The sequence below is a fragment of the Paenibacillus sp. UMB7766-LJ446 genome (assembly GCF_030226665.1).
Lineage (GTDB): Bacteria > Bacillota > Bacilli > Paenibacillales > Paenibacillaceae > Paenibacillus > Paenibacillus vandeheii.
Genome location: NZ_JASOYM010000001.1, coordinates 282,209 through 309,194 on the forward strand (window position 1 = coordinate 282,209; position 26,986 = coordinate 309,194).

General features: G+C 48.9%; 25 protein-coding genes. 10 read left to right on the forward strand and 15 right to left on the reverse strand.

The annotated features are described in order from the left end of the window. Positions 1-20: 20 nt before the first annotated feature. The 9 genes from QP794_RS01225 to QP794_RS01265 form a co-directional block, all read right to left on the reverse strand. Positions 21-422 (reverse strand): FxsA family protein, encoded by a 402-nt coding sequence (locus QP794_RS01225; protein WP_024629136.1) that lies wholly within the window; start codon positions 420-422, stop codon positions 21-23. 7 nt (positions 423-429) lie between these two features. Beyond that, a complete protein-coding gene (locus tag QP794_RS01230) occupies positions 430-936 on the reverse strand; it encodes an acyl-CoA thioesterase (protein ID WP_285074565.1) in 507 nt (168 codons plus the stop codon). 127 nt (positions 937-1,063) lie between these two features. Then, positions 1,064-2,491, reverse strand: coding sequence for a pyruvate kinase (pyk, locus tag QP794_RS01235; protein ID WP_024629134.1), 1,428 nt, complete (start codon positions 2,489-2,491; stop codon positions 1,064-1,066). Between the two features lie 106 nt (positions 2,492-2,597). Then, positions 2,598-3,629: an acetyl-CoA carboxylase carboxyltransferase subunit alpha gene (locus tag QP794_RS01240; protein ID WP_285074566.1), complete on the reverse strand. Its 1,032-nt coding sequence runs from the start codon at positions 3,627-3,629 to the stop codon at positions 2,598-2,600. Further along, positions 3,630-4,523, reverse strand: a complete 894-nt coding sequence (gene accD / locus QP794_RS01245; RefSeq protein ID WP_024629132.1) for an acetyl-CoA carboxylase, carboxyltransferase subunit beta — start codon at positions 4,521-4,523, stop codon at positions 3,630-3,632. A gap of 2 nt (positions 4,524-4,525) precedes the next feature. Continuing rightward, positions 4,526-4,648 (reverse strand): hypothetical protein, encoded by a 123-nt coding sequence (locus QP794_RS01250; RefSeq protein WP_285074567.1) that lies wholly within the window; start codon positions 4,646-4,648, stop codon positions 4,526-4,528. 281 nt (positions 4,649-4,929) lie between these two features. Further along, the gene (locus QP794_RS01255; protein WP_017689496.1) at positions 4,930-5,118 is read right to left on the reverse strand and encodes a hypothetical protein; all 189 of its coding nucleotides are present in this window, start codon (positions 5,116-5,118) and stop codon (positions 4,930-4,932) included. A 300-nt stretch (positions 5,119-5,418) separates the two neighbouring features. Beyond that, positions 5,419-5,910, reverse strand: a complete 492-nt coding sequence (locus QP794_RS01260; protein ID WP_024629130.1) for a phosphatidylglycerophosphatase A family protein — start codon at positions 5,908-5,910, stop codon at positions 5,419-5,421. A gap of 326 nt (positions 5,911-6,236) precedes the next feature. Next, positions 6,237-10,337, reverse strand: a complete 4,101-nt coding sequence (locus QP794_RS01265) for a DNA polymerase III subunit alpha (protein WP_285074568.1) — start codon at positions 10,335-10,337, stop codon at positions 6,237-6,239. A gap of 310 nt (positions 10,338-10,647) precedes the next feature. Here QP794_RS01265 and QP794_RS01270 point away from each other — a divergent pair, with 310 nt between their 5' ends. The 3 genes from QP794_RS01270 (at position 10,648) to QP794_RS01280 (ending at position 11,927) form a co-directional block, all read left to right on the forward strand. Further along, positions 10,648-10,977, forward strand: coding sequence for a YtrH family sporulation protein (locus QP794_RS01270; RefSeq protein WP_024629128.1), 330 nt, complete (start codon positions 10,648-10,650; stop codon positions 10,975-10,977). Between the two features lie 21 nt (positions 10,978-10,998). Next, positions 10,999-11,487 carry a sporulation membrane protein YtrI gene (locus QP794_RS01275; protein WP_024629127.1) on the forward strand — a complete coding sequence of 163 codons (489 nt, stop codon included), beginning with the start codon at positions 10,999-11,001 and terminating at the stop codon, positions 11,485-11,487. A gap of 98 nt (positions 11,488-11,585) precedes the next feature. Then, the gene (locus QP794_RS01280; RefSeq protein WP_024629126.1) at positions 11,586-11,927 is read left to right on the forward strand and encodes a YtpI family protein; all 342 of its coding nucleotides are present in this window, start codon (positions 11,586-11,588) and stop codon (positions 11,925-11,927) included. Positions 11,928-11,932: 5 nt separating this feature from the next. Here the strand turns inward: QP794_RS01280 and QP794_RS01285 are convergent, their stop codons facing one another. The 4 genes from QP794_RS01285 to QP794_RS01300 form a co-directional block, all read right to left on the reverse strand. After that, a complete protein-coding gene (locus QP794_RS01285) occupies positions 11,933-12,097 on the reverse strand; it encodes a hypothetical protein (RefSeq protein WP_285074569.1) in 165 nt (54 codons plus the stop codon). Beyond that, a complete protein-coding gene (locus QP794_RS01290; RefSeq protein WP_024629125.1) occupies positions 12,090-13,424 on the reverse strand; it encodes a DRTGG domain-containing protein in 1,335 nt (444 codons plus the stop codon). Before QP794_RS01290 ends, QP794_RS01285 begins: the two co-directional genes overlap by 8 nt. A 238-nt stretch (positions 13,425-13,662) precedes the next feature. Further along, entirely contained in the window at positions 13,663-13,950 is a 288-nt protein-coding gene (locus QP794_RS01295; RefSeq protein ID WP_029880748.1) for a hypothetical protein, read from the reverse strand. Between the two features lie 101 nt (positions 13,951-14,051). After that, the gene (locus tag QP794_RS01300) at positions 14,052-14,399 is read right to left on the reverse strand and encodes a YlbF/YmcA family competence regulator (protein ID WP_024629123.1); all 348 of its coding nucleotides are present in this window, start codon (positions 14,397-14,399) and stop codon (positions 14,052-14,054) included. 279 nt (positions 14,400-14,678) lie between these two features. On the opposite strand from QP794_RS01300, the gene QP794_RS01305 reads away from it, so the two are divergent. The 5 genes from QP794_RS01305 to QP794_RS01325 all read left to right on the forward strand — a co-directional run bounded on the left by QP794_RS01305 (position 14,679) and on the right by QP794_RS01325 (position 21,043). Continuing rightward, positions 14,679-16,046 carry a YheC/YheD family endospore coat-associated protein gene (locus tag QP794_RS01305; RefSeq protein ID WP_285074570.1) on the forward strand — a complete coding sequence of 456 codons (1,368 nt, stop codon included), beginning with the start codon at positions 14,679-14,681 and terminating at the stop codon, positions 16,044-16,046. A 30-nt stretch (positions 16,047-16,076) separates the two neighbouring features. Then, a complete protein-coding gene (locus QP794_RS01310) occupies positions 16,077-17,267 on the forward strand; it encodes a YheC/YheD family endospore coat-associated protein (RefSeq protein ID WP_285074571.1) in 1,191 nt (396 codons plus the stop codon). Positions 17,268-17,328: 61 nt separating this feature from the next. Then, a complete protein-coding gene (locus tag QP794_RS01315) occupies positions 17,329-18,702 on the forward strand; it encodes a YheC/YheD family endospore coat-associated protein (RefSeq protein ID WP_024629120.1) in 1,374 nt (457 codons plus the stop codon). Next, positions 18,702-19,808 carry a YheC/YheD family endospore coat-associated protein gene (locus QP794_RS01320; RefSeq protein WP_285075187.1) on the forward strand — a complete coding sequence of 369 codons (1,107 nt, stop codon included), beginning with the start codon at positions 18,702-18,704 and terminating at the stop codon, positions 19,806-19,808. The genes QP794_RS01315 and QP794_RS01320 overlap by 1 nt, the downstream gene beginning before the upstream one ends. A gap of 35 nt (positions 19,809-19,843) precedes the next feature. After that, positions 19,844-21,043 carry a YheC/YheD family endospore coat-associated protein gene (locus QP794_RS01325; RefSeq protein WP_285074572.1) on the forward strand — a complete coding sequence of 400 codons (1,200 nt, stop codon included), beginning with the start codon at positions 19,844-19,846 and terminating at the stop codon, positions 21,041-21,043. A gap of 95 nt (positions 21,044-21,138) precedes the next feature. Here the strand turns inward: QP794_RS01325 and QP794_RS01330 are convergent, their stop codons facing one another. Continuing rightward, on the reverse strand, positions 21,139-21,825 hold the full coding sequence (locus QP794_RS01330; RefSeq protein WP_024629117.1) for an HAD hydrolase-like protein: 687 nt from the start codon (positions 21,823-21,825) through the stop codon (positions 21,139-21,141). A 288-nt stretch (positions 21,826-22,113) separates the two neighbouring features. On the opposite strand from QP794_RS01330, the gene QP794_RS01335 reads away from it, so the two are divergent. Continuing rightward, positions 22,114-23,832, forward strand: a complete 1,719-nt coding sequence (locus QP794_RS01335) for a methyl-accepting chemotaxis protein (RefSeq protein ID WP_285074573.1) — start codon at positions 22,114-22,116, stop codon at positions 23,830-23,832. 125 nt (positions 23,833-23,957) lie between these two features. Here QP794_RS01335 and QP794_RS01340 read toward each other — a convergent pair whose 3' ends face one another. Next, a complete protein-coding gene (locus QP794_RS01340) occupies positions 23,958-24,938 on the reverse strand; it encodes a Gfo/Idh/MocA family protein (RefSeq protein ID WP_285074574.1) in 981 nt (326 codons plus the stop codon). 409 nt (positions 24,939-25,347) lie between these two features. Here QP794_RS01340 and QP794_RS01345 point away from each other — a divergent pair, with 409 nt between their 5' ends. Next, complete coding sequence (locus QP794_RS01345; RefSeq protein WP_285074575.1) at positions 25,348-26,979, forward strand: thiamine pyrophosphate-binding protein; 1,632 nt, start codon at positions 25,348-25,350, stop codon at positions 26,977-26,979. Positions 26,980-26,986: the final 7 nt, after the last annotated feature.

Genomic DNA, 26,986 nt, shown 5'->3' on the forward strand with positions numbered 1-26,986 from the left:
CTGTTTTTTTCTGGTATAGCCTATTGTTTCGGACCGCGATAAAACTTAATACTTCCGTTTCTCATTTTTTTCTCCAGCCATCCCAGGAAGAACAGACGATACACTGAACGTGTTATGGGAAACAACAGCGTAAATCCGATCAGATCTGTGATAAATCCGGGAATCAGCAGCAGGAAACCACCGACAAATATAAAAAGGCCATCTACCATTTTTCGTCCGGGCACCTTACCGCGCTCCATCTCGGATTTGGCATCGATAAGTACTTTTCGTCCTTCAAACTGCAACATTGCTATACCGATCAAGGACGTGAGAATCATAAGAAGCAATGTCTTTCCGGCTCCAATCCAGTCACTCATAAGAATGAAACCAAACAGTTCAATCACCGGAATGATTAAGAGCAAGGCCCACATCCATCTTCGCATTTACGTATTACCCCTTTCCTGAAAGCCACACTTTCTCAAGTGCGCTGTAGAGCTCAGAAGCTGCCTTATCCAGCCGGACTGGCTTCCAGTCCCCATTGACCCATACATGCTGGGTAGAGCCTGTAACCAATCGTTCACCAGGAAGGGACTCATCCGATGACCATACTCGTTGCCCGATGCCTATCTGCTCATTAAGGTCTGCAGTTGTGCGCCTTATGTCATACTCATAGTTCAGTCGCAGACCGCTAAATGCAGCAATACGGGTGAAAATGATGATTTCATCATCATACCGGGCAGGTTTATGATATTTCACATCCAGTCCGGTTACCGGAAGCAGTAACCCCCGTTCCTCCATTTTACGATATGTATACCCCATTTGGCGAATCATCTCGGTTCGACCGATTTCAAACCAATTCAAATAATTGGCGTGATAGACCACACCCATCTGATCACTTTCTTGATAACGCACGCGAAGGCGTGCCGTGTACCAATCGCCATTGCTTTGTTGTTGCATGTTATCGGCCTCCTTCGATATACCAATCCTTACGTATTCAGCGGCAATAAAGTGTCATAAAGATGGAAAAAAAGCAACGGGACGCAAACGCCCCATTGCTTTATCCTGTTGCCTCTCTTCCGAACAATTATGCGTTGTTTGGAATTTGGCTTACTTTGATCAGGTTGGTGGAACCGGAACGACCCAAAGGTACACCCGCTGTAATGACAACCAGGTCTCCTTCTTTTACAAGTCCGGACTTCACGCCGCCTTCAATTGCATTTTCAAACAAAGCGTCAGTGGAATCAACAAGTCTTCCTTTGACTGGTGTTACACCCCAAGCCAAGCAAAGGCGACGGGAAGTTCTGTCTTCCGTTGTCACCGCGATGATTGGAGATTCTGGACGATATTTAGAAATCATGCGTGCTGTATGACCGGATTCAGTCGAAGTAATGATCGCTTTAGCGTTCAGATCTTGAGCTGACAGGGCAACAGATTGGCTGATTGCTTCAGTAACTGTTGTTTGTTGAGCAACACGTTGTTTCAGATACAGCTCTTGGTAAGGAAGAGCGGATTCTGCTTTTTCGGCAATACGGGACATCGTCAGAACGGATTCAACTGGGTATTTACCCGCAGCTGTCTCACCAGACAACATGATCGCATCTGTACCGTCGAAGATCGCATTGGCTACGTCACTTGCTTCTGCACGTGTTGGACGTGGGTTGCGCTGCATGGAATCCAGCATTTGTGTAGCTGTGATAACCGGTTTGCCTGCAACGTTACATTTTTCGATCATGCGTTTTTGTACCAATGGTACTTCTTCCGCAGGAATCTCTACACCCAGGTCTCCACGAGCAACCATCAGGCCATCGGACACTTCAAGGATTTCATCCAGATTGTCCACACCTTGTTGGTTCTCAATTTTGGAGATGATTTGGATATGTCCGGCATTGTGTTTCTCAAGCAATTCACGAATCTCAAGAACGTCACTTGCTTTACGAACAAAAGAAGCCGCGATGAAATCGACACCTTGCTCGATACCGAAGACGATATCGTTGGCATCTTTTTCGGTAATACCCGGCAGAGAAATGGCAACGCCTGGAACGTTAACACCTTTTTTGCTTTTGATTGTACCGCCGTTAACGATACGGCATTTGATCTCGGTGCCTTGCACTTCCACCACAGTCAGTCCGATCAGACCGTCGTCGATCAGAATTGTAGATCCCGGTTCAACATCACTCGGAAGATCTGTATACGTAATGGAGAGACGTTCTTTGGTGCCCAGAATTTCTTCTGTTGTCAAAGTGATGTACTCGTCTTGAACCAGTTCAATTGGCTCCACTTCGAGTTTACCTGTCCGAATTTCCGGTCCTTTGGTGTCCAGCAAGATCGCTACTGTCTTGTTCAGCTCTTCGCATGCTTGGCGAATTGCTGTGATCCGTCCGCCGTGCTCATCGAAATCACCGTGGGAGAAGTTCAAACGGGCCACATTCATACCGGCCATAATCAATTTTTTGGTGTTCTCCAATGATTCACTGGATGGACCAATCGTACATACAATCTTTGTTTTGCGCATTTTGGGTTTCCTCCGATTTTAAAGGTCTATCTTTTTTATCTCTTTTTCTTTTTCCAACTATTAAATTTACTATACTTTTGCTCGTTTGTATAGGAAATTCGTCATATCATTCAGCATTTCCCGACAAATTACCCGCTGTATCGACTTCAACAGGCACTTGAGTGGCTTCAATCTGCACTTCAGGTTCAAACGTGACTGATCCAATTTTACGGAATTTCTCATACCGATCCTGCTTCAATTGGTCACCGCTCCAGCCTTTCATCTCATCCAGATGGCGAATCAAAGCCTCGCTGATCGCAGCCGCAGATTCTTCATAATCCTTATGAGCACCACCGCGTGGCTCGGGAATTATTTCTTCAATGACCTCCATCTCCAGAAGGTCTTTGGCCGTTATTTTCATCGCTTCGGCCGCCTGATCTGCCTTGGATGCATCTTTCCAAAGAATGGATGCAGCACCATTCGGAGAGATCGCAGAGTAAATCGCATGCTCCAGCATCAACACACGATTACCTACAGCCATAGCAAGGGCCCCGCCGCTTCCGCCTTCGCCGATGACCACCACAATAACAGGCACCGAGAGCTTCGCCATTTCCAGCAGGTTACGGGCAATAGCTTCCGATTGACCTCTCTCTTCAGCAGTATTACCCGGATAAGCCCCTTTAGTATCAACGAATGTAATAATTGGACGACCAAATTTGTTTGCTTGCTTCATCAGACGCAGCCCTTTTCGGAATCCTTCCGGATGTGCGCTCCCAAAAAAGCGGGCGATATTATCCTTCGTATCTTTCCCCCGCTGTTGGCCGATGACCGTTACGGTTTGTCCGTTCAGCTTCGCGAGTCCGCCAATAACCGCCAGATCGTCTCCAAACATGCGGTCGCCGTGCAACTCAATGAAATCCGTAAAGATCAGCTGGATCAGATCCAGTGCCGTCGGACGCTGCTGATGCCGCGCCAGATGCATTTTCTGTGCGGCCGTTATACCAGAATAAATCTCTTCTTCAAGTCTATGATAACGTTCTTCCAGGCGGGCAATTTCGTCGGTGAAGTCAATGCCTTTTTCCTGTCCAAACTGTACGAGCTCTTCGATCTTTTTGCGCATCTCAACCAGAGGCGCTTCATATGGCAACTCACCCGCCATTCAGACCCCTCCTTTTTCACTATGCATATCTAGAAGCTTGCCAAGGGTGGCTCGAAGTTCCTTCCGATGGACCACCAAGTCCAGCTGACCGTGCTGCATATTAAATTCTGCCGTCTGGAAATCGTCAGGCAGTTTCTGACGGATCGTCTGCTCAATGACGATTCTGCCGGCAAAGCCAAATACAGCTCCCGGCTCGGCAATATTGATATCACCAAGGCTCGCAAAACTGGCTGAAACTCCGCCTGTCGTCGGATCCGTAATGACCGAAATATACAAGCCGCCCTGTTCATCCAAACGGGACAAAGCCGCACTTGTTTTGGCCATTTGCATAAGGCTAAGAATACTTTCCTGCATCCGGGCTCCCCCGGAAGTTGAGAAAATGATCAGAGGCAAACGTTTTTCTGTTGCAAGCTCAATCGCACGGGTAATTTTCTCCCCTACAACCGAGCCCATACTGCCTGTAAAGAAGTCGAAGCTCATAACAGCAACAACTACAGGCAAACCTTCTATGGTTCCCTCACCTGTAATGACAGCTTCCTTCAAGCCTGACTTCAGGCGCTGTTGCTCCAGTTTGTTACTATATCCAGGGAAGTCAAGCGGATTAACCGATATCATATCAGCGTCATGCTCCACAAACCCTTGCTCATCTAGAACCATGGCAATACGTTCCATTGCGTTCAAACGCATATGATAACCGCAAGCCGGACATACTTTCAGGTTTTTCTCCAATTCCTTGCTATATTGAATCGTGCCGCATTTGCTGCACTTGTTCATAAGCCCTTCAGGTATTTCACGTTTTGGACGTTCTCCAGCTTCCTGACCTTCGCCACGAAGCGCACGCTCGGAAGGTATGGTAGCGTACTTCCGTTTTTTCTGGAATATATCTTTGAACACAACTACACCTCTCCAGCCGTTGATTTGATGGCCGCAACCTGCAGTCCGTTGCATGTAGCAACTTCATCCGCGCGCTGCGGTAAACCGCTTACGACCCATACGCTGCCATGGGCCTTGTCCAGCATTCACAACAAAAAAATCCGCCGGTATAAGGCAAGGATCAGCGGCTTCTGTCAGCACGATTGATGTTACCTGCAATAACCGAAAGATTGTTGCGCTGATGTTTGAATCTGTCTTGGTAGGGTCTCTGTAAGCAATCTGGTCGGTCCTTGTCCTAACAAAAAAAGAAGGAAGGACAGCAGCATACAATACATGCAAGTCGATTCCTCTTTCCGCTTGCGCGGTCAGTCCCTTATGTACCATTGGTACTTCTACATCTGCCAAGGCACGTCTGATATCGAATGAATCAGGAATGCAGAATCGAATTCAGCACTTCCTGAACCTCTTCCAATTCCCCTGAAGGGACGCGAATCTCAAATTGCTGCTTGGATAAACTGATGGGACGGGTCTGTACCAGAAAACCTTCTTCCGAAAGCTTGGTCTTAATCTTGTCCGCAACCTTTGCTGTCGGTGCAATGTAAATCACCGTCCACATGCCATGTCCGCCCCCTAAGCTAATGTTCAGAGCCCGTATATTGGACTAATGATAACATACCTCACTTTTTTTCTGCAAGGAAGGGTTCGGGACCTTTGGGGAGAAAACGAGAACTAGAGGGACATTTGTCCCGCGAGGATAACCGATATGGTTGATGCGATGTTCCTAGGACTTTCCTTCTCAAAAAAGGAATTTCAGGCCTCTCAGGGCAGCATTAGCCGCCCCCGGAAGACCTTCAAGTCAACGAACAAAAGAAAAGAAAGCAAATACTAAAATAAATGAAAACACAAATGAAGGGAATCAGATATCCGATGGATATTTCTTGGCTTTAATATTTTTGTGAGCAATTCGGGCAGAAGCTGCTGCGGCTAACCCGGCAACCAGGTCGTCCAGAAAAACATGTATAGCAGGTCCTGCTTCGTTCAGGTCATGAATGACACCAATCTTTTCTTTATCCAGATAACCAAAACTGGTTAAACCGATCATACCATACACATGGGTAATGCCAAGAGCAAGAGTCTCGTCCACTCCATACAGGGATTCATCCGCCTCCATAATTGCCTGCAAAGGTTGCGGCAAAAGGCGTTTCTCAGCAAGCTCGTCGAGGGCTATACCTGTGTACAACGTATATTGCACCTCACGTTTCTGCAGTACTGATTTTACACTGGTGACACAGTCATCCATAGTCAGTTCCGGGTGGTACCCTTTTTGCAGACGATATACAATTTCCGCGATTGCATCAATCTGTACACCCCGCCGGGCCAGCATGGCTTCTACGATTTCATATGACATATCTCGACCTCCCGCATCGCTCCCCCGAGAACCCCCAGGTCCTTCGGTGTTCTCAAGTGTATGCGGCAAACTCGCAAAATGTTCATAAAAAATGCGGAATGCGCATTCACTATTACAGTCTAATTATCCTATAAATTATGTAAAAATATTTATATATTACATTCTTTCGTTCATTATCTTATTCGCCTGCATACCTGATGTAATTGGTAAAATAAACACAAAAAAACCTGCTCGGCAGTTGGCCGAACAGGTTACATCATTAGGAATAAGAGCGTGTCGCAGATTCATGGGCAAAGCCGAAAATACATCACTTGCAGGACAACCTCTTATTTAATTTTGACCGTTCCCTCGCCCAGCATTTGCTCCATTTCGGAGAACAAAGTGGGCGAAGGTTTAATGCGATAGGCATCACTCAATGCGAGCAGCTTCTGCTGCTGCTCATAGAAGAGCACCGTCGCCACCGGACCTGAATGCTGCTGAAGCAGCTGCTTGAGTCGGGCCAGAAGCTCTGGCTTCTCCGCCTGCGGGGTGATCTTCACGAACACCCGCTGCTCTACAACCCGAGGGCCACGGCTCTGCTCCGTGCCGCCAGCGGCCTCAGCGGGCCGACGAGCCACGGAAGCGGCCCCATTGGCATGGGCCGCCGCCCCTGGCCCAACCGCAGCGCTGTGCGTCGCTGCCGGGCCCTGGCTTCCGCTGCTGTGCGCAGCTCCAGCATTCACGCCTGCGCTGCTGCGCTGTGCTCCGGCCCCCGCGCCGGCCGCCTGCCGAGGCAAAGCCGCCGGGCGCGAAGCACTGCCGCTGCCGGGCTTACCGCGCCGTTCGCGGCTGCGCAGCTGCTGTTCCAGTGCCGCCGGTGACAGCGGCGCCACTTCCTCAGCCAGCAGCTTAAACCCTTCGTCCTGCTGCTGCACCTTGGCACGCACGACGAGCAGTTCACCTTTCCCGACATGCTGCTGGCTGCGCCGCCATACTTCGGGAAAGAGAACCACTTCACAGCGTTCGATCTGGTCTTCCAGCTCCATGAACGCCATAGCCTTGCCCTGTTTCGTCGTAATCGACTTCACAGACACAACCATCCCGGCTGCGACGGCCATCGTATCGTCAGCCGCTTCCGTCAGCTCCATAATGCGATCTGCGCCGCTGGATTCGAGCACATCTTCGTAGTCATCCAATGGGTGACCAGATAGATACAAACCTAACAACTCACGCTCCAGTTCCAACTGCTGACTCCCTGAATAAGGCGGGATTTCAGGATATTCAATCTCCCAGTTCGGCGTCTCGACAAAATCAAATAACTGAATTTGCAGATCCTCACGTTCCTTGCGCCATTTCAGAGCCGCTTCCACGGTCTCATCCAGCATCGCTAGTAACTGCGCACGGTGTCCGGGTAATGTGTCAAAGGCTCCAGCCTGAATAAGCGATTCAATCACACGTTTGTTGCATACACGCAAATCGACACGTCGACAAAAATCGAGCAAACTGTCGAACGGTCTTTCCTGCCGTACAATCATGATACTCTCCATCGCCTGGGTACCTACATTTTTTACCGCAGCCAGACCGAAACGTATCGCCCCGGTTGCTTTACCTGCATCCGAATTTTGATCCGTTGACCCATCTTGCGCCTGTACAGCAGACATTCCACGCTCTTCAGTGAGCGATGACTCCTCTTCCCCAGTCCCATGCAGACGTTCTGCTGTAGAAACCGTCATCACACCCGAACCTGTTCGATCCTCGGAATGCTCTGGCATAGCCGTCTCTGCCTGCCACCCATATGCACCACCGTCTTCATCGGGTACGGGACCCGGATCATCCGGCAAAGGTGCTTCACCGTATTCTGCATGTCCCGAATAATGATCATCATCATGTACGGCATGTTCGATAGTCGGACCTGCTGTACCGTCCTCACCATGTTCTTCTCCTACATGTTGGGTTTCCGCTGCTTGCCCAGCCTCCGTGCTGCTGGATGATGCAAGCACAGGTGTAAACAGAATGCCACTTTCATTCACATCCGGCGGAAGCACATTAATGTCCATACGCCGACATTCCACAACGTACTCTGCCACTTTGCGGTGACTGCCCATAACGGCTGTTAACATGGAGGCCATAAAATGAACAGGATAATGCGCCTTCAGATAAGCCGTCTGGAAAGCCAGCACCCCATACGCCGCGGCATGGGCACGAGGGAAACCATAATTGGCAAACTTGACGATCATGTCATAGACCAGATCTGCCTCCGCTTCGCTGTATCCTTGCTTGAGACTGCCCTGAACAAAATGTCCTCGTTCGAGATCCAGTACTTCCCGCTTCTTCTTGGAAACCGCTCTGCGGAGCAAATCCGCTTCACCGAGAGAGAAGCCCGCCATCCGGGAAGCAATCTGCATAATTTGTTCCTGATATACAATGATGCCGTACGTATCCTTAAGGATGGACTCCAGATCCGCATGGGGGTAATCCACTTCGATCTGTCCATGTTTGCCCTGAATATATTTGGATATGAATTCCATCGGGCCCGGGCGATACAAGGCCAGTACGGAAATAATATCTTCAAATACACTTGGCTTCAGCTCCTTCAGGACTCGACGCACCCCTGCGGATTCCAACTGGAATATCCCCATCGTGTCGCCTCGACCAAGCATCTCATACGTGAGTGCATCGTCGTCCGCAATATGACGAAAATCCGGAATCTCGCCATGTTCACCAATCCAGCGCAGACAGCGCTCAATAATTGAAAGGGTGCGTAGACCAAGGAAGTCCATTTTGAGCAGTCCAATGGACTCCAGGTTTTCCATGGAATACTGCGTTAAGGCCGTTCCCTCACTGCCCTCCTGAAGCGGAACGGCATCCGTCAGCGGATCACGGGAGATGACGACCCCCGCCGCATGCGTGGAGGCATGACGCGGCATGCCTTCCACCTTCATCGCCATATCGAGCAATTCACGTGTTTTGGGCTTGGTCTCATATAGAGCCTTCAGTTCAGGTGTGCCTTCCATGGCCCGCTGAATGTTAATGCCGAGCTGTGCAGGAATCAGCTTCGCTGCCTTGTCCACCTCGCCGTAAGGCACATTTAGTGCACGTCCGACGTCCCGAACGGCTGCACGGGCAGCCATCGTACCAAAAGTGATAATTTGGGCGACATGGGCTTTGCCGTATTTTTTTGCAACATATTCAATGACTTCATCCCGCCGTTCATCACTGAAGTCAATATCAATATCCGGCATGGATATCCGTTCCGGATTCAGAAACCGCTCGAAGAGCAGGTTATATTTCATCGGATCAACGTCTGTAATACGCAAAGTATAGGCAACCAGACTACCTGCAGAGGAGCCACGACCCGGCCCGGTGACAATTCCCTGCTGGTGAGAATAAGCGATAAAATCCCATACGATCAGGAAATAATCCGAGAATCCCATACTGTCTATAACCTGGAGCTCATAATCCAGCCGCTGTTCAAGTTCGGCTCTGAGCTCCGTGTCCGTCCAGCGCGATGTTTCAGTATAGCGCTTCTCCATTCCCTCTTCGCACAACTGGCGCAGATATGCAGAAGGGCTTTTCCCTTCTGGAAGCGGTCTGTACTCCGGCAAAATCGATTTGCCGAATTCCAGCTGCAATTCACACGACTCCGCGATGCGAACCGTATTCTCCAATGCTTCGGGCACATGGGGGAACAAACGCGCCATTTCTTGTTCACTCTTGAGATAAAGCTGATTGGTTCCGATGCGCAGTCGAGTCTCATCATCTACCGTTTTTCCTGTTCCGATACAGATCAACACATCCTGAAGCTCGGCGTCCTCTTCCGACAGATAGTGCGCATCATTGGTTGCCACCAATGGAATATCAAGCTCTGCTGCCAGACGAATCAGCTGGGGGTTGACTCTTTTTTGTTCAGATAGCCCGTGATCCTGCAGCTCCAGATAGAAATCGGCACCAAAAATGTTTTTGTAACGGAGAGCCGCACGTTTTGCCTCTTCCTCTCGGCCATGCAGCAGATGCTGGGGAACTTCTCCTCCCAGACAAGCACTTAGACAGATGATCCCCTCATGATGGGCGGCCAGACTCTCCATATCAATACGTGGCTTGTAATGGAAGCCTTCCAAATGTCCGATGGAGCATAGTTTCATCAGATTGCGATAACCCGTCATATTTTTGGCCAATAAAATCAGATGATGGATCGGCTGATCCTTGCGGCTTCCCCGCTCTTTGCGAGACCCGGCGGTCATATAAGCCTCACATCCAATGATCGGCTTAATTCCCCGCTCAATGCAGGCTTTATAGAAAGGGATGGCACCATACATTACACCGTGGTCGGTCAATGCCAGCGTAGTCATTCCGAGATCCGCGGCCTTATTCACGAGATCCGGTATACGCGCAGCGCCGTCCAGCAAACTATATTCACTGTGAACGTGCAAATGCACAAAAGAACTCATGTTTTTTCTTCCTTTCGCCATGGACAGTCGCAGCAAATGCCTTGCAACAGGTGGTTGCTGTACTATCTTCTTCTATCCGTATTTTTCATCCTTCGGGTTCAAACCGAAAGTCGATTTCTGTATTGATGCAAAATGCTGTTATAAATGAAATGAATGAAATATAAGTATTCATTCTAATGAAGAGTGTTTTATTATTCTATTTTATCATAACGTTCGGGGGCACGCCCATACAATAGAAGTACAAGCCGCTCCCCCTGTTCCGGACCGAAGACAGGAGGTGTGCTGCTGGGTCTGAAAGGGGTGTTGCCGGATGAGCACATTTTTGTCCAAAGCTATTCTTGATTTCTTCATTGCGTTTGGGATCGTGCTGGGCGGCGCGATGATTGGAGGTATAGGAGCGGTGGTCTCTCTCCAGCCTCCGACACAGACGATGCTTGATGTCGCCGGGAAAATTAAAATTTGGGCGCTCGCAGCGGCCGTCGGCGGTACAATCGATCCGATGCGGGTGATCGAAAGCAACGTGCTGGACGGCAATCTGTCTCCGGCAGTCAAACAAATTCTGTACTTGATATCCGCATTTATGGGCGCCCACATGGGTACTGAGCTGGTGAAATGGGTTTGCGGTGGAGGACGGGGTTAACATGACTCCAGGACAGCGCCCATGAGAATCCCGCCTTTTGAACGTTACCGCCCGCTTATGCGCATGACTGCTGTCTTTGTTCTGGGAATGATCGCCGGTTGTGTCGTGTACAACGGTGTATTTCACCTGAGTTACAACGAGTTGTGGCTCAACAATCAGGAGTTGCAGCTTCAGTTGCATCAGAATGAGGAGGATATTAAAACGCTGAAAAAATATAGTAAACGCCAAACCGTCATTAAGGAAATCAAGGTGCGCGCAGAAGATTCTGACAAGGGACCGGACGAGGCCTCCCTGAAAGTGATGCTGCAGAAACTGGGGGATGAACTTGAAGTTCTTCGCGGCCGCGACGTCTTCAACATCGACGAGTACAGTAAAATGACACGCATTATGCTGAACCAAAAAGTGTACGAGGTCAGAGAAAAAGAGTATACCGTTCAGGTGAAAACGATGCTGGTGATGGAAGGTGTGCTGCAAGTTTGGGTTCAGATTCGGATGCACGTTCCTGCATAGAAAGCAGATGACAGCTCCAGAAAAAAACTGCCCTTGCCCTCTGCCTGCATGGTACAATAAGGGCAGTAAATGCTTTCCAGAAAAGGAGCTGCGTCTTTGTGTTCATCGATGTACTCAAATATGCCCTGATCGCCATCTTTGCCCTTGCTATGGTCTGCTCAGCTCTGAACAGCATTCGTTCACGCAGGACCACAGATCCCATCGCTACAGGTCTTTATCGTTCATGGACCAACATCTGGATGGGCAGCATGCTGGTTATTCTTGCCCTGATCCTGATGTTTGTCTTTACCGGTTCTACGTTATCTGTCGTTGTGGAAGCGCTATTTCTGATTATGGGGGCGTACAATCTATTCGCTGGGTTACGCAACCGCAGTTACTACGCCCGCATGCAGCAACGTTCAGACAATGGAACTGGCAAAACATCCGGACAATCTGCCTAATACATTTAGCGGGATGTCGTCGCATCAAAAAGAGAGTATTCCTCATCAATCGAACAAGCCTGAGCCACATTCATTTCGGGGTTCAGTGCGCTGATTCGATCAGGGGATACTCTCTTTTTTCTGAACTCATGATATTTTCCGAACTCTGGATCACTCGCCTTACTATGCATGGTCAATGGATTGCAGCGTCATCACCGCTTTGCATACCACATTCCCATCACGGGTGATGACAATATCCATTTTACAAGTCCGACGACTCGTCTCCAAAATAATGGGACGAACGAGAATCTGATCTTCAATCTGTACCGGCCGAACAAAATACGTTGTTACATTATCCACCACATGATCATTTCCTGTGACATCCCAGGCTGCGCGCCGTCCCGCCTGTGTCATCACATTCAGCAGAACGCCTTCCGAGATGGTTCCGAGGTCTGTCGCCATCTGAGGAATGATAAATCCGTGGAAAAATAATTCGTTCTGCTCTCCGCGTTCCTCGGCGAACCCGTTCCAGATCAGATGATCAAACGTCTCTCCAAGCTGAGGCTGCTTCTGTGCATCACGCATCGCCTGCAGTACTTCCTTACGTGTGACGGATGCAATCAGTTTACGGTTCCGATCCACAATCGGCAGGAAGTCAATGCCCTCCCACGTCATGATCTGTGCTGCCGAAGCCAGTGAGGTTTGCAGCGAAGCTGTGATCGGGCGGCGTACAACACACTTCTCAATACTCTGATCCTCTCTTAACTCGCTTACATCTTTCAGGCTCACAATGCCGATTACCCGGTTCCATTCATCTACTACCGGGAAGCGATGTTCTCCCGTCTCAGAAACCAGCAGGTGAAAATCCGCGGCTGAACTGGTTACCTTAAGCACCTGAAGGCGGGGTTTCTGACCAATAATGTCCTCAACCAGCATGATTTTTTTCTTAATCAGTCGATCGAAGATCGCACGGTTAATCATTGAAGCCACCGTAAACGTATCATGTCTGGAGGAAATAATGGGCAGACCCAGCTCATCCGCCATCACTCTCACTTCACGGCTTGTACCAAAGCCGCCTGTAATTAACACACCGGCGCCCTGTTCAAGGGCAAGGGAATGTGCGTTGTCCCGGTTCCCGACAATCAACAGACTTCCCGCGTCAATGTACCGGGCCATGGCCTGCTCTTTCATTGCACCGATCACATACTTGTGAAGCGGCTTGGACAGACCGTCACTTCCACCCAGCACATGACCTTCGACAATGGTTACCACATCGGCAAAAGTCAGCTGCTCGGTCATGCCGCGAGGTCTTTTCTCGATCCGCACCGTTCCAATTCGTTCCTTGGTCACGACCAGGCCGAAGTTCTCTGCCTCTTTTACCGCACGATATGCCGTTCCTTCGCTTACACCCAGCTCCCGTGCCAGTCCGCGCACCGATATTTTACTGCCTACCTTCAGTTGTTCAATATGTTGAAGCAGCTGCTCGTGCTTCGTCACGTTTTCTTCCTGTCCGTCCATCTGTACCACCCCCGAAGATGCATCTGTACTATTCTGTATCTATTATAACACGACCTTAGGAAAATAACCCCACTCCTCGCGCCTTTCTCCTAAAGCACCACACTAAATAGATCACAATAATCGGAATATCGAATTAAAGGTATACAAAAAAAGACCGGCCCCTTCATACAAAAGGGAATCCGGCCTTACTTCAACAGATAAAACCATCTCTATCACCATGTCACATGTGATTCAAACCTTATACAGACTTGCTCTGCTCCTGCTTGTCCACCAATTTCATCTCCCACTGCCGCAGCTTTGCCCGTCGAACAGCTTCCAGTGCACGCTTCTTCTCTTCATCTACACCAAGAATAAAATGCAGATGTGCACCAACGATTAATAACGAGAACAGCACCCATACGATGCCAAAAATATTAACCCAGTCCATTCCACCAGCAAAGGAAATCCGCGGCAACGCAATGACCAGCATCGACAACGCGATAAGCAGATAGATCACATGTTTTGCTTTCTTCAACCTTTTCACCATTCACAGCTCCTTCGTTCTTGATCGACTCTATATGTCTAGTCTATGAACGATAAGGAGCCAATATGAAAGGTTCAGGCAAAAAAACGGGACAAGGTTTAAGTTTAGGCTTCAGCGCCACCGTAAAGATGACCCAGACTGTCTGCAATAATTTTGTTCACGTCTTCAATAATGACACTCAGGCGACGTTCAGCGTCAAACAGACGACGGATGTTCAGGTTCAGGCTTAGTACTTCAAACAGCTTCTCCATTTTCTCCATCTCGTCCGGAGCAGGCATATCCCCACTCATCATACGCTGTTGCAATTCCATCTGTTGATCACGGAAGTTATCCAGCATGGCCTTTGCTTCCGGGTCTACTTCAATCAGCTTCATCGCAGAAGTAATTTCTTCTACCTCGCTGCTTTCTCTCAGTGCTTTGGCCAAATCATTGGCTTTGTCATAAATGTTCACTATAATTCCTCCTCATATTTGGTTGTCCTTCTGTTGTTCATTCATATTCATTCACATTCTCATCGCATCGTTCACCCGTGTTCATACACGTATTTCACTTCCGTCAAACAAAGATTGCGGAAACATGCCATCCATTACTTGCGAGCATCAAATGCATTTAATCCAAATAGGTCAATCACCAAGGGTTATATGTCCTCATATGATGAAGCACATGCCATGTTTAGATGCCGTTCAACTTCGAGATCAGACATCAAGTTGCCGCCCGGAAGGAGATCCGTGATGTCCACTAAAAAAGTAACGATTCAGGTTACCGGCTCGGGCATCCTGCAGGACGACGTCATCATGCTGGGCGAAGGGGTGCTCAAGGCACTTAAAATCCCTTCTGGCCGACCGCTTCAGCTGCAATTCGGCTCTTTCCGCCGTGAAGTCACTGTCATTCCTGTTCCTAGATATGACGGTCTGCGCATCAATCAGACGGTAGCCAGCAAGACCGGCCTTGTTCCCCGTTCGGTCCTGAGGATATCCTATCGTTCAGCCAGCAGTACGCTGCGCATTGGACCCTACATCAGTGTATTGGTTAGCCGGGATTACCCTGATCAGCCCGATCGGCCCTTTGGCTCCATCACGATGTTCTGTCAGGAACTGGTGAACGCCTGCCGGAAGCAGGGCGCCTATGTATCCTTTTTCACACCGGAGGATATTAGAGCGGTAACGGGTTATATGAAAGGCTGGGTGTATGATGACGGCTGGAAAAAGACCGTTCTGCCTATAGCAGACGTCGTCAATAACCGGCTGACGTCCCGTAAGCTTGAGAACAAACCTAGCGTACAGCATTTTATGAAAGAAGTAAAATCGCTCTACGGCACACAAACTTTCAACGAAAAGTTTCTGGACAAAAATGAAGTATTCGATGCCTTGAAGTCCATTTCAACATTGAAGAGGGTGCTGCCCGAATCCCATTTACTTAAAACCTCAGCCATCCTCAAAACCATGTGCAACCGATATCCGGTTGTCTTTCTGAAGCCCGTTCGCGGGTCGCTTGGCAAAGGCATCATCCGGGTCTCTCGTCAAAGTGACGGCAGCTTTCTCACCCTTGCCACTGGCGTTGGAGGCACCCGAAAACAAACGTATACGTCTCTGGATAAACTGTATGCCAGTATTTCCGGGAAAATGAAAACAACGCGTTACCAGATTCAACAGGGTCTTACCCTTATTGATAACAGCGGCAGACCCGTAGATTTCCGTGCGCTTGTGCAAAAAAACCGTACGGGCAAATGGAGTGTCACTTCCATCGTCGCACGTATTGCAGGTGGCAGTCACTATGTATCCAACCTGGCACGGGGTGGAAGCCTCAGTACCGTCAAGGAAGCTGTAGCCAAAACCCAATTGTCCGGATCAGCCAAAGCTTCTGCTTATGCAGGATTGCATACGGCGGCGCTGGATATCGCCAAAGGCATTGAAGGTGCCATCCCCGCCCATTTTGGTGAACTCGGCATCGACCTTGCCTTGGACACCAGCGGGAGGGTCTGGCTACTCGAAGTGAATTCCAAACCGTCCAAGAACGATAATACACCACTTAGCGAGAGCAAAATCCGGCCTTCGGTCAAAGCGATGCTGGAATACTCCACCTATCTGGCCGGATTCTGAAGAGTCATCCATTAGAGGAGGTGCAGCGGAATGTTCCTGCAACAGCAGACCAACACAGTAGCCATCCTGGTTCGGGCAACAAAAGGCTCGCCTCCTTTCGTGGATGAACTCTTCTGCCGTCGTCTCAGTTTGGATAGTCACCGTTATGGCCTGAATATCATTGTGCTGGCCGTATCGAATAAACCCAGCGTATCCAGGCTCACACAGGGCTATGCATTCGACAGGGGCAAATGGAACATCGTGCCTCTCCCAGCAGTGGATTTGATCATGAATCGCTGTCTGCTCCCGCTCCCTGGAATATTCAAACAGCAGCTTCAGACACTTGTTTCCTCAAGCAACGGACACCATGTCCGTTACTGGTCTGCTTCCTTGCCTGGTAAATGGAAGGTACACCGCGCCATGTCTTCTGATCCAAAACTGCGTACCCTTCTGGCGCCTACGACGCTGTTTCAGTCGGATACTTTATGGGAGCAGTGGCTGGAGCGCTGGCCGAAAGGTATTTTCTTCAAACCTGTATCGGGCACCCATGGTAAAGATACGTTTCGCCTTTATCACGACGAGCATCACACCTCCTGGATCATGGAGGGAAGAAATACTCGCAATGAATTGATTCACCGTACATTTGAGCATCGCCAGGATGTCTCTGCCTGGCTGGATTCATACAAGGCCGGTAAAAAGATGATCTTACAGCCGTATCTGGAACTGAGTCATCACGGACGACCGTTCGACATTAGGGCCTTGGTGCAAAAAAATGGGCAAGGACGCTGGTCTCTAACCGGATGTATGGTACGGGAAGGACCGGCTGGCTCACTCACTTCCAACTTGCATGGAGGGGGAAAGGCGTACCCCGTGCATCCTTATCTGTTAGAACGATACGGGAGCAAGCAATCCGATACTCTGCTGGAGTCCATCAGGCAGGCCGCTGCCTGCATTCCCACCCTGTTAGAAAGCCGCTTTGGCAGACTGGCCGAACTGGGTCTTGATTTCGGAGCAGATGTTCAGGGTCGCCTCTGGCTGCTCGAAGTGAATTCGAGACCGGGACGTTCCTCATTCGCAGAGGCGAGTGACCAACGTATGCACAGTCTGACCTACACCCGGCCGCTTGCCTATGCCCGTTATTTGCTGCAACAACATGTTCTCACGGACGTGAAGCGTCTAATGAAAATGCCGAATACATCCAGCACAGCTGGCCTGAAACCCATCCCGATTCACGGCGGTTGAGGCACGCAGCGCCCTGCTTGCCATGGAGCCGAAGGATCTTTTCAGGATAGGAGGATAAATCATGAGTTTGACCTTTTGCAACCTGCATTTCACACAACAGCCGGATAAAGTGGTTTATGTATCCAACGCATTAATGAAAAGTCTAAATCTATCCGGCAAAAAAACGATTCATCTGCGGTTTGGTCGTGACCGGGTGCCCGCAACCATCAAACCGATCAAAAAGGCTGGCAAACATATTTATCTCGCTTCGGGCATACGCAACCTGATGAACGTTCCGAAACGGGGCAGCATCTACCTCCGCAACCTGCAGAACGATGAAGTTCAGTTGGGTCCACTGATCGGCGTGTTGTCTGACGGACCTTCGTCTGGCTCCAATCCGTTTGGTTCACGTACCGGCTTTATCAAACAACTGCTCCGCGAAGGCAGCCGTAAATCCTATATCTATGCGTTCACCCCAAGAGATATTAACTGGCAGAATGAAACGGTATCTGGTTTTTTCCTTAACGACAACGGAAGCTTTAGTCGCAAAACGGTACCTCTGCCAGACGTCGTGTATAACCGGTTACCCAGCCGCCGCTCTGACTTCTCACCAGCAATCAACCAGCTGCGGGAGCGATTTGTCCGGCGCAAGATCCCTTTCTTCAACTGGAGTTTCTTTAACAAGTCGGATATCTATAAGCTGCTGGAGAACGAACCGGCTGCCGGACGTTATATTCCAGAATCCATCACCAATCCGACGGTAGAACAGATGAAAGAAATGCTGGAACGCCATCAGTTTGTCTACTATAAACCAACAGCAGGAAGTCTGGGCAACGGGATCTATCGACTGACCTATTCGCCCAAACGTGGATATTTCGCCCGTTATCGCAAAAAAAGCGGCAATGCCCTGCTGCGTTTCGGTTCATTCAACAGCCTGATGCGCATGCTTCAGGGCAGACACGGCAAACAGCTCCGCGGTTATGTCGTTCAACAGGGTATCCGGCTCATTGAGATCGACGAATGTCCGATTGATTTCCGCTTTCACATGCATAAAAACGGAAACAATCATTGGGTGGTCGTCGGCATTGGCGCCAAAAAGGCTGGCCGAGGCAGCGTAACCACACATATCAAAAATGGTGGTTCCCTGATGACCCCTGAGCAGGCGCTCAGCCGCAATTTTGGCGACCGAGCAGGAGAAGTGCTCCAGCATGCCAAATCCGTCGCTATTACACTGGCCCAGGCGATTGAAACCCAGCACCAGCATCTGATTGGTGAGATTGGCTTTGATCTGGGCATTGATCAGGAGGAACATGTATGGATGTTCGAAGCGAACGCCAAACCCGGCCGCTCCATTTTCCGTCACCCTTCGCTCCGGCTGGAAGGAAAATCATCGGTGGAGCACATCCTGGAACATTGCCTGTATTTGAGCAAATTCCGGAAGAGAGACGGCATTTGATGAGCCTCCAGGATGATTTTAGACCCGTCATTGCCATCCTGACCATGCATGATGATCAACGGATGTTCAGAGGAAATCATCAAAACTTCCTGGATATTGTGCAGACGGGCGAAAGTATGGGATATGTGGTGTACGTCGTGACTGTGCGAGATTTGAACGTGAGCGACCCCACCGTGAAAGGATACACGTACAACAATGGAAGTGGGAGATGGACTTCACAGTCCTTTCCTCTTCCCCATGTACTATACAATCGGATACCCAACCGGGAAGATGAACGCAAACCTTCAGTACAGCGAAAAATTGAAGAATGCATGCATTCAGGCATCGAACTGTATAACCCGTTTTTCTTCAACAAATGGAATTTGTTCGAATGGCTTAAGAAATCCAAATCCACCCAGCACCTGATCCCATATACTCGCCGGATGCGAACCGCAATCGCTTTGGGGACCGTGCTGAGGTCACATCCCTACCTGTATCTGAAACCAGAGAGTGGTAAGGCAGGCAAAGGAATCATGATGCTCAAATTCCAGGAAAAAGAACGCCTTCCTTATCGGCTTAAAATACAGAGCACCCGAAAGAGCACCACGTACAAAGCAGCAACTCTTTCCAAGCTATGGGCAAGGATCCGCAAGGAAACCGGACACACGCCCTACATTATGCAACAGGGTATTGAGCTGGCGTTGTCCCGCAAGCGTCCATTCGATCTACGGGTACTTGTGCAGAAAAACGGAAAAGGACAGTGGAGTATAACGGGAATTGGGGCCCGGCTCGCTGGCTCTCGTAGTATAACCACCCATGTGCCGCGCGGAGGCACCGTGGAGGACCCGGAGAAGCTGCTCACCGATCTCTTTGGAGAAGAAATGTCGAATACACTGATGAGGCGGGTGAAGTCTACTTCATTGTTGATCGCCAGACAAGTGGAACGAGGCTCCGGGCATACGCTTGGTGAAATGTCCATGGATCTCGGCATTGACGATATGGGCGAGATCTGGTTTTTCGAAGCAAATGCAAAGCCGATGAAGTTCGATGAACCGCAGATTCGGCGGAAGTCATTGGAACGTATTTTTCAATACAGCGCCTACCTTGCCCGTCAGTCCAAACGATGATGAACAGGAATAACAGCTAAAGAAGGTGATTGTTTGTGTCCTCACCTGTTCTGGGCATTATGACGTTGTACTTAAATGAACATCGCGCTCTGGAAGAACGGAGCATATACCGCAGAATGATCCTTGAAGGGCGCAAGCGGGGACTCGATGTTTATGTGTTCACACCTGCCGATGTACATTCAGGGGGCAAACAGATTGAGGCAATGGTCTTTCATTCGGAAAAAGGCTGGTCCCGGGAATGGCGTTCATTCCCGGATATCATCTTCGACCGCTGCCGCATACAGCGTAATCGCAGATTTCAGCAATTGCTTGCCTTTCGGCAAAAGTATGGTCACTTGCTCTTTCTCAACCGTCCATTGCGTAACAAGTGGACCATTCATCAGACACTCTCCGCAAGGCCAGCCTTTCGCGAGCATTTGCCAGACACCCTTCTGTTCCAGGATATGTCCGATGTCAATCGAATGCTGAAAGCCTCCTCCCTCATCTATCTGAAGCCCATTAATGGAACGGGAGGACGGGGTATACTCCGCATCGAGCGGAGCGGCAGCGAGGCCAATACGGTTCTTGTGCAGGGACGGGATCAGAAGCGTCGGATCATCACCCCGCGCAAGGTCCATTTGTCACGCCTGGGCTCACTTCTTCAGAACTGGAATATGAAGGACAAATACCTGGTTCAACAGGGAATTCAGCTCCAGCTCCCGAATGGCCGTGTTCATGATTATCGAATGCTGGTTCAGAAGAACGGTGAAGGACAGTGGGAATTGACGGGATGCGCTGGGCGGATGGGTGCAGAGAAAAGTGTGACCTCCAATCTTCATGGCGGTGGTCAGGCTATATCGATGCACAAACTGATGAAACAATGGATTACGGATGAGCAGCAGCGAGCAGAAATTAACGCAACGGCCGAGAAATTCGGGATTGATGTAGCCACGTTTCTGGAAAACACCTATGGCAACTTGTGTGAATTGGCTCTGGATTTGGCGATTGACAAGAGTGGACACATCTATCTGCTTGAAGTGAATCCGAAACCAGCGCGTGAGGTGTTCGCCCGCATTAGAGAGAAAGACACCTATCTCAAAGCGATCACCCAACCATTGGAGTATGCCTTGTGGGTGTACCACAACCATCCAAATTCAAGCCCTCCCCCTCGTGGCGTGAAGGTAACCAAACCAGTCAAACGTCGCGTAAAAGGTAAATATCCCACACTCAAAAGGACCAGAAGATCCCAGTTATGACTCGTTAGACTTCATTTGGTAGTGAACCGAATTTTCTTCGAACAAAAAAACTGACCACACCAATATCCAAATGGATTTGGGTGGTCAGTTTTATTCTACTCGGCTTCCCGATACAAACGAAGCAGTTCCGTAAAATCAGAGATCAGTACATCTGATCCTGCAAGTTCTTCGTCCCGACCGAATCCTGCGTAGGCACAGCCGATGACGGTCTGATTGTTCATTTTGCCTGCCTCCACATCAGAAGAGCGGTCCCCTACCATCCATGCATCCTGAATGCGATGCTTCTCAAGCAGGATCTGAACCAGATTAACTTTGGAAGGGGTCTTGTACTGGCCTGCACTATACACGCCTTCAAAGAGCGGCATGATCTCATGAGCAAAAGCCACGCCTTTCACATAGTCCTCCAGCCCGTTACTGGCAACAAATAAGCGCACACCTTGCTCTTTCAATGCTTCAAGCGTCTCTTTTACTTGCGGGTACAGGACAGAGCTTCCTCCATCGAGTCCCTCAATCTCCAGCTGAAGCAGCAGTTCATCTGCACGACGATGCGCCGCAACGGAAGCTTCAGGCATAACCACTTTCCATATATCCTCTAGCAACATCCCCAGGCTCCCAAGCATTCGTTCTTCAGGAGGAGTCTCTCCCTCAAAATGCCCTTCTGCCCGCAATGTATCAAACAGCTGATGATAGGCTGGCAACAACAGGGTTTCCGTCTGAAATAACGTACCATCCATATCAAAAATCATCGCTTCCGGTTTACGCAATACCGTCTCTCTTGTCATGTCCAATGTTCCTTTCGGATTGGGATATGTATTCGGAATCGTTCCCCTTCCATGATAAACATAAACGTTTGGCAGTGTAAACCGCGCAATGTAAAACATCTGTGTCATCAACGTTATACAGCATCTACAAACATTATACTTGAATTAAACAAACTATATACAATCATACTTCATTAAAGTATAATACTGAAAATATAGTACTTTAGACACTCAACCTAAAGAACCATTACAGCTATCATCCAGGTTTTTTCGACAAATACATATACCCCAAGGAGAGGAATAACAAACATGAAAACGCACAGGACCTTCAAAATTTTTTATAAGATTGGTTTGGGCTATTTGCTCGTACTCGCTGTGTTGGCGGGCTGCATCCTTTTGATCCAGAACAGTACCAGCAAGCTTCAAAGCGAATTGGATTTTCTCGTAGATCATGATATGAAGGTACACGCTCTGACATATGAAATCGAAAAGAGCATGGTGGATATGGAAACAGGCCAGCGGGGCTACGTTATCACAGGGCAGGAAAATTATCTTGACCCGTACACAAACGGAAAAGAACAGCTGACCGTTCTCAAGGAGCAGCTGGCTACATTAATCTCGGACAACCCCTCACAGCTGAAGCTGCTTGAAGAAATACATAGTTATATGGAAAACTGGATTCAAGTCGCGGGAGAACCGGTTGTTGTGTGGCGACAGGCCAATGATCTGCCTTCCATCCGACAATTTTTCACGACAGATCCCGGTAAAAAAGACATGGATCAAATTCGGCAATCCCTGAATACGTTCCGAACCAATGAACTTGCGCTAACCGAAGCACGTACAGAAGCATTGAAACAGAAAAACAAAATACTGAATTGGGAGTTGTACGGTGCACTGATCCTTGTTGCCATAATCTCGGTCATCGCTGCCTTAGTTTTGTCACGTTCCATTGTAAGAAACATTCGCACAGTGACACATGCACTGAATGATATCGGCTCCTCCAATGGTGATCTGACCCTGCGAATCGCCACTCCGATGAAAGATGAAACACGAGAATTGGCTGAGGCTGCCAACACCATGCTCTTTGGATTGCAGCAAATGATGCTAGACATTCAAAGCAATGCCACTATTCTGAGCACAGCCTCCGATCGACTGGATAAAGGCGTGTCTGACAATCACATCGCAGGAAAAGAGGTCGCCACGGCCATGGAGCGTGTCGCTGAAGGTGCTGATGAACAGGTTGCCCTTACTCAAACCATGGTCGCTGCGATGGAACAATCGCTCATGGGGCTTAATCGGGTCGCCGCTTCAACAGCCGACGTGGCTGAACGTGCTGTACGCACTGAATCCATTGCCGTTGACGGACAACAGCGCATCGATAATGCCGTTGGGAAAATAACGTTCATTGAGCAATCATTCCTGTCTGTGCAGGAAGCCATTAACGAAATTTCCAAAATGTCTGATCAAGTGATCAACATTGCTGATTCCATGTCAGGGATCGCAAGGCAAACCAACCTGCTTGCACTCAATGCTGGAATTGAAGCTGCCCGTGCGGGGGAACATGGACGTGGTTTTGCCGTCGTTGCCTCAGAAATTCGCAATCTCGCAGATCAAAGTGCCACGTCAGCGAAGGAAATTACAAGCATATTGGAAACCGTTGTAACCGGAGTTCAAAACACGGCCCATGTTGTGGACGAGAGTACACTCCATGTCAACGAAGGATTACGGACGATTAAAGATGCAGGGCATGCCTTCACAAATATTACCCAGCACATTCATGATCTCAGCGGTGAGTTTCAGGACGTATCCGCGGTTGTGGAACAACTGACAACCGGCAGTGAAACGGTAATGAAGTCCATTAACGAAGTATCCGCCGTAGTTGAGGACACCGCATCAGCCACGGAAGAGGTATCGGCTATGACCGAAGAACAACTTGCTTCCCTGCAGGAAATGACCGACACCTCCAAGCAGTTAAACGAAATGTCAGATGCGCTTGATCAACTGGTTAACCGATTCAAGCTTTCTTGACCTTATGGATTATATCTAAACAAACCAAAGAAGCAGATCCTACTCCACTCAGGATCTGCTTCTTTGGTTTGTCAAAAGGATGGAAATTGAACACGATTCCGTTTCTAACCCGGCACCATTGTGGATTAGGATTGATCTGGATTTTCTGGATTACGCAGCGCTTCAAGGACAAGCTGTGCATGATAGCCATCGTTGAAATCGTATATTCTGGCAGGTTGACCCTGAATACGGGCAATAACGTGTTTTAATACAGGTAGCTGGCTTAAGGATTCTTCTACTTGGACGGGAACAAGTGACTTTCCGTTGCGTCCACTCCATAGTTGATCCCAATTCTCCAAAGCAATCGTTCCTTCTGTGCCGTAAACCACCATGGATACACGCTCTTCACCTGCAAAATGTGCAATCCCGTTTAACTGGATTCGTGTTCCATCCTCCAGCTCCATCGCGGCTTGAACTTCATGTTCACATTCCCCTGTATTTGGAGGAAATCGAACCTGACTGTTAATCACGCGTATAGAACCAAACACCTTTTGGATCATATGAATCCAATGAATTCCCACTTCAAGAATAAATCCGCCCTGCTCCCGACTCGTAATCCAGGCATTTTGCTGCCACGCTCGAGGCCACTGGGGGAATTGCAGGATCAGATCGATTTTGCGAATCTCACCAATTGTTTCCTGCTGAATCAACTCTTGCAGTTTCACTACTGACGGTTCATGCGGCATGGAGAAATGGATTGCGTGTACTACACCGGCCTTCTCGGCTGCCTCCATCATCCCTCTCGCTTCCTCCACACTGTTCGCCAGTGGTTTCTCACAGAACACATGAATCTTGCGCTCTAACGCGTCCATAACGACGGGATAATGATATTTAGGCGGAACTGCAATGTACAGCAGATCAACCGCATGTGTGTCGAGCAATTGCTTAAAATCCGTATACCTCTTCGTCTCAGGATGAGAGGAAGCAAGCGATGCCAAATTTTCCTCATTGGAATCGCACACCGCTACAATCTCTACTTTTCCGGATAGTTCTGTCTGTGTCGCCTGATGTATCATATGTAATCCCATTTTGCCCAAACCAATTACAGCCATTTTTATCGTTGTCATCCAACTCACTCCAATCGAATTTCAGTATAAACAGAAAGCGTAACATTGCCAATCCTTTACACGGATACGAAATGGGAAGTGCACGATTCTCAATGGATATACACAATTTGAATCTATCACATTTTATAGTATTTTACATTTTATTCTATATTCATCGTTTCTAGTTCATTTGTTGCAGGAATATATAACCAATTTATTTTTTCTTATAGGATATAGCATTAAGCGTTTCCAACCTAAGAATCAGGAACTTATACTCATAAAAGCAGTTGACAAAAAACCACAAAAAAAGCTACTCTTCCTATAAACAAGGATTGATTTCCTTTCACAACCTTAGACGACGACATACACTCCAAAAATGGAACTTGACCTGTGGGTCCAAAAACCTATTTTGTGAAGCGAGGTGTCCCGCATGAGAACAGTTGCGGACTATTTGGCAGAAGCTCTGCGTAATTTAGGCGTTACTCATGTCTTTGGTATTATCGGAAAATCCATATGCCCTGCTGTCCTGAAAATGGTTGATTACGGCTTGGAGTTCATTCCAGGTCGCCATGAATCCAGTTCAGGCTTTGCCGCTTCGGGCTATGCCCTCCAAACCGGGAAACTGGGTGTGGCCTTTGCCACTTCAGGTCCCGGCGGAACCAACTTGCTCACCGCCGCAGCACATGCCAAGGCCAATAACTTGCCTGTCCTGTTTATTACAGGTCATCAGTCCATCCAGGAACTGGGGCTTCCACAATGTCAGGACTCCTCTTCCTACTTGGCCGATCTGGCCGAGATGTTCCGTCCTGCCACGTTGTTCAGCAAGCTGGTAGAGCGTGGCGATCATTTCAGCACCATATTGAATCATGCCCTTTCCATTGCACTCGGTCCCAACAAAGGTCCGGTCCATCTCTGTCTTCCGTTTGATGTACAAACCGAACAGCTCGCTGACTTCCGGGTTGTAATCCCGGAGCCTGAACCCCTGATTAGCGTATCCAACCTGAATCATGTCCTCCCCTTGCTTCAACAGTCCAGTCATCCTTTAATTATTGCAGGTAAAGGCGTCAGTCGCGCCAGAGCCCATGATGAATTGCTCCATTTGGCCGAACATTTCAATATTCCTGTCATTACTTCTCCCGGAGGAAAAGGTGCCATTGCTTGGGATCATCCCCTTTACCACGGCCCTTGCGGTGTTGGCGGCTTCCCTCATGCAGATGAGCTGCTGAATCAAAGTGATCTCTATATCGTACTCGGTTCACGTCTGAGTGATATGACGATCTGTAATTTGAAGCCGGAAAACCACCCTGCACATTTAATCCAATTCGACACCGATCCTGCATTCGTTGGTAAAATACTTCATGCATCAACCTTACATATCACTGGCGACTTGAAGGACAACCTGCAGTTTTTGCTCAGTACACTGACAGAACAACCTGTTCTCCCAAAAGAAACGACAACGGTTAATTACACCGTACCTCTCCCGGATCTGCCGAACCTCTCTCTAGCTTCCGTACTGGAAGAAATGAGTGAATTGCTTCCCTATGATCATAAGCTGTTTGTGGATGATGGCAGTCATGGTTTTCATGCGGTTCAACGATATAAAGTCAAGAAACCTGGCAGCTTTGTGTTTGACGCCTATTTTGCCTGTATGGGCAATGCCATCGGCATGGCTATTGGAGCCAAAACCGCCGCACCGGAAGAAACCATTGTATGCATTACGGGTGACGGATGCTTCATGATGCTTGGAACCGAGATTAACACTGCTGTATGCAACAATCTGCCAGTCATCTTCATCGTAGTAAACAATAAACAGCTGGATATGGCACTAAAAGGCATGGAGAAAACAACAGGTCGAATCGATGGCACCTTATACGAGGTACCGTTGGATGCAGCAAAGTTTGCTAAGTCCCTCGGTGCTGTAGCTTATCGTGCGGAAACACGAGACGAATTTGCCTTTGCTCTCCAGGCGGCACAGCAGCTGAACCAGGTTACCGTAATTGAGCTTCTTACTGATCGCGACGAGATTCCACCCACGGCTCACCGTACCGTGACTTTGAATTAGGAGGAAC

Coding starts and splice junctions, on each gene's coding strand:
- QP794_RS01310 (WP_285074571.1), top strand. CDS start 16,077: ATGTTCCTGCAACAGCAGACCAACACAGTAGCCATCCTGGTTCGGGCA.
- QP794_RS01315 (WP_024629120.1), top strand. CDS start 17,329: ATGAGTTTGACCTTTTGCAACCTGCATTTCACACAACAGCCGGATAAA.
- QP794_RS01345 (WP_285074575.1), top strand. CDS start 25,348: ATGAGAACAGTTGCGGACTATTTGGCAGAAGCTCTGCGTAATTTAGGC.
- QP794_RS01275 (WP_024629127.1), top strand. CDS start 10,999: ATGAGAATCCCGCCTTTTGAACGTTACCGCCCGCTTATGCGCATGACT.
- QP794_RS01265 (WP_285074568.1), bottom strand. CDS start 10,337: ATGAGTTCTTTTGTGCATTTGCACGTTCACAGTGAATATAGTTTGCTG.
- pyk (WP_024629134.1), bottom strand. CDS start 2,491: ATGCGCAAAACAAAGATTGTATGTACGATTGGTCCATCCAGTGAATCA.
- QP794_RS01295 (WP_029880748.1), bottom strand. CDS start 13,950: ATGGTGAAAAGGTTGAAGAAAGCAAAACATGTGATCTATCTGCTTATC.
- QP794_RS01285 (WP_285074569.1), bottom strand. CDS start 12,097: ATGCATAGTAAGGCGAGTGATCCAGAGTTCGGAAAATATCATGAGTTC.
- QP794_RS01290 (WP_024629125.1), bottom strand. CDS start 13,424: ATGGACGGACAGGAAGAAAACGTGACGAAGCACGAGCAGCTGCTTCAA.
- QP794_RS01335 (WP_285074573.1), top strand. CDS start 22,114: ATGAAAACGCACAGGACCTTCAAAATTTTTTATAAGATTGGTTTGGGC.
- QP794_RS01250 (WP_285074567.1), bottom strand. CDS start 4,648: ATGCTGGACAAGGCCCATGGCAGCGTATGGGTCGTAAGCGGTTTACCG.
- QP794_RS01270 (WP_024629128.1), top strand. CDS start 10,648: ATGAGCACATTTTTGTCCAAAGCTATTCTTGATTTCTTCATTGCGTTT.
- QP794_RS01260 (WP_024629130.1), bottom strand. CDS start 5,910: ATGTCATATGAAATCGTAGAAGCCATGCTGGCCCGGCGGGGTGTACAG.
- QP794_RS01230 (WP_285074565.1), bottom strand. CDS start 936: ATGCAACAACAAAGCAATGGCGATTGGTACACGGCACGCCTTCGCGTG.
- QP794_RS01330 (WP_024629117.1), bottom strand. CDS start 21,825: ATGACAAGAGAGACGGTATTGCGTAAACCGGAAGCGATGATTTTTGAT.
- QP794_RS01320 (WP_285075187.1), top strand. CDS start 18,702: ATGAGCCTCCAGGATGATTTTAGACCCGTCATTGCCATCCTGACCATG.
- QP794_RS01305 (WP_285074570.1), top strand. CDS start 14,679: ATGTCCACTAAAAAAGTAACGATTCAGGTTACCGGCTCGGGCATCCTG.
- QP794_RS01255 (WP_017689496.1), bottom strand. CDS start 5,118: ATGTGGACGGTGATTTACATTGCACCGACAGCAAAGGTTGCGGACAAG.
- QP794_RS01340 (WP_285074574.1), bottom strand. CDS start 24,938: ATGACAACGATAAAAATGGCTGTAATTGGTTTGGGCAAAATGGGATTA.
- QP794_RS01240 (WP_285074566.1), bottom strand. CDS start 3,629: ATGGCGGGTGAGTTGCCATATGAAGCGCCTCTGGTTGAGATGCGCAAA.
- QP794_RS01225 (WP_024629136.1), bottom strand. CDS start 422: ATGCGAAGATGGATGTGGGCCTTGCTCTTAATCATTCCGGTGATTGAA.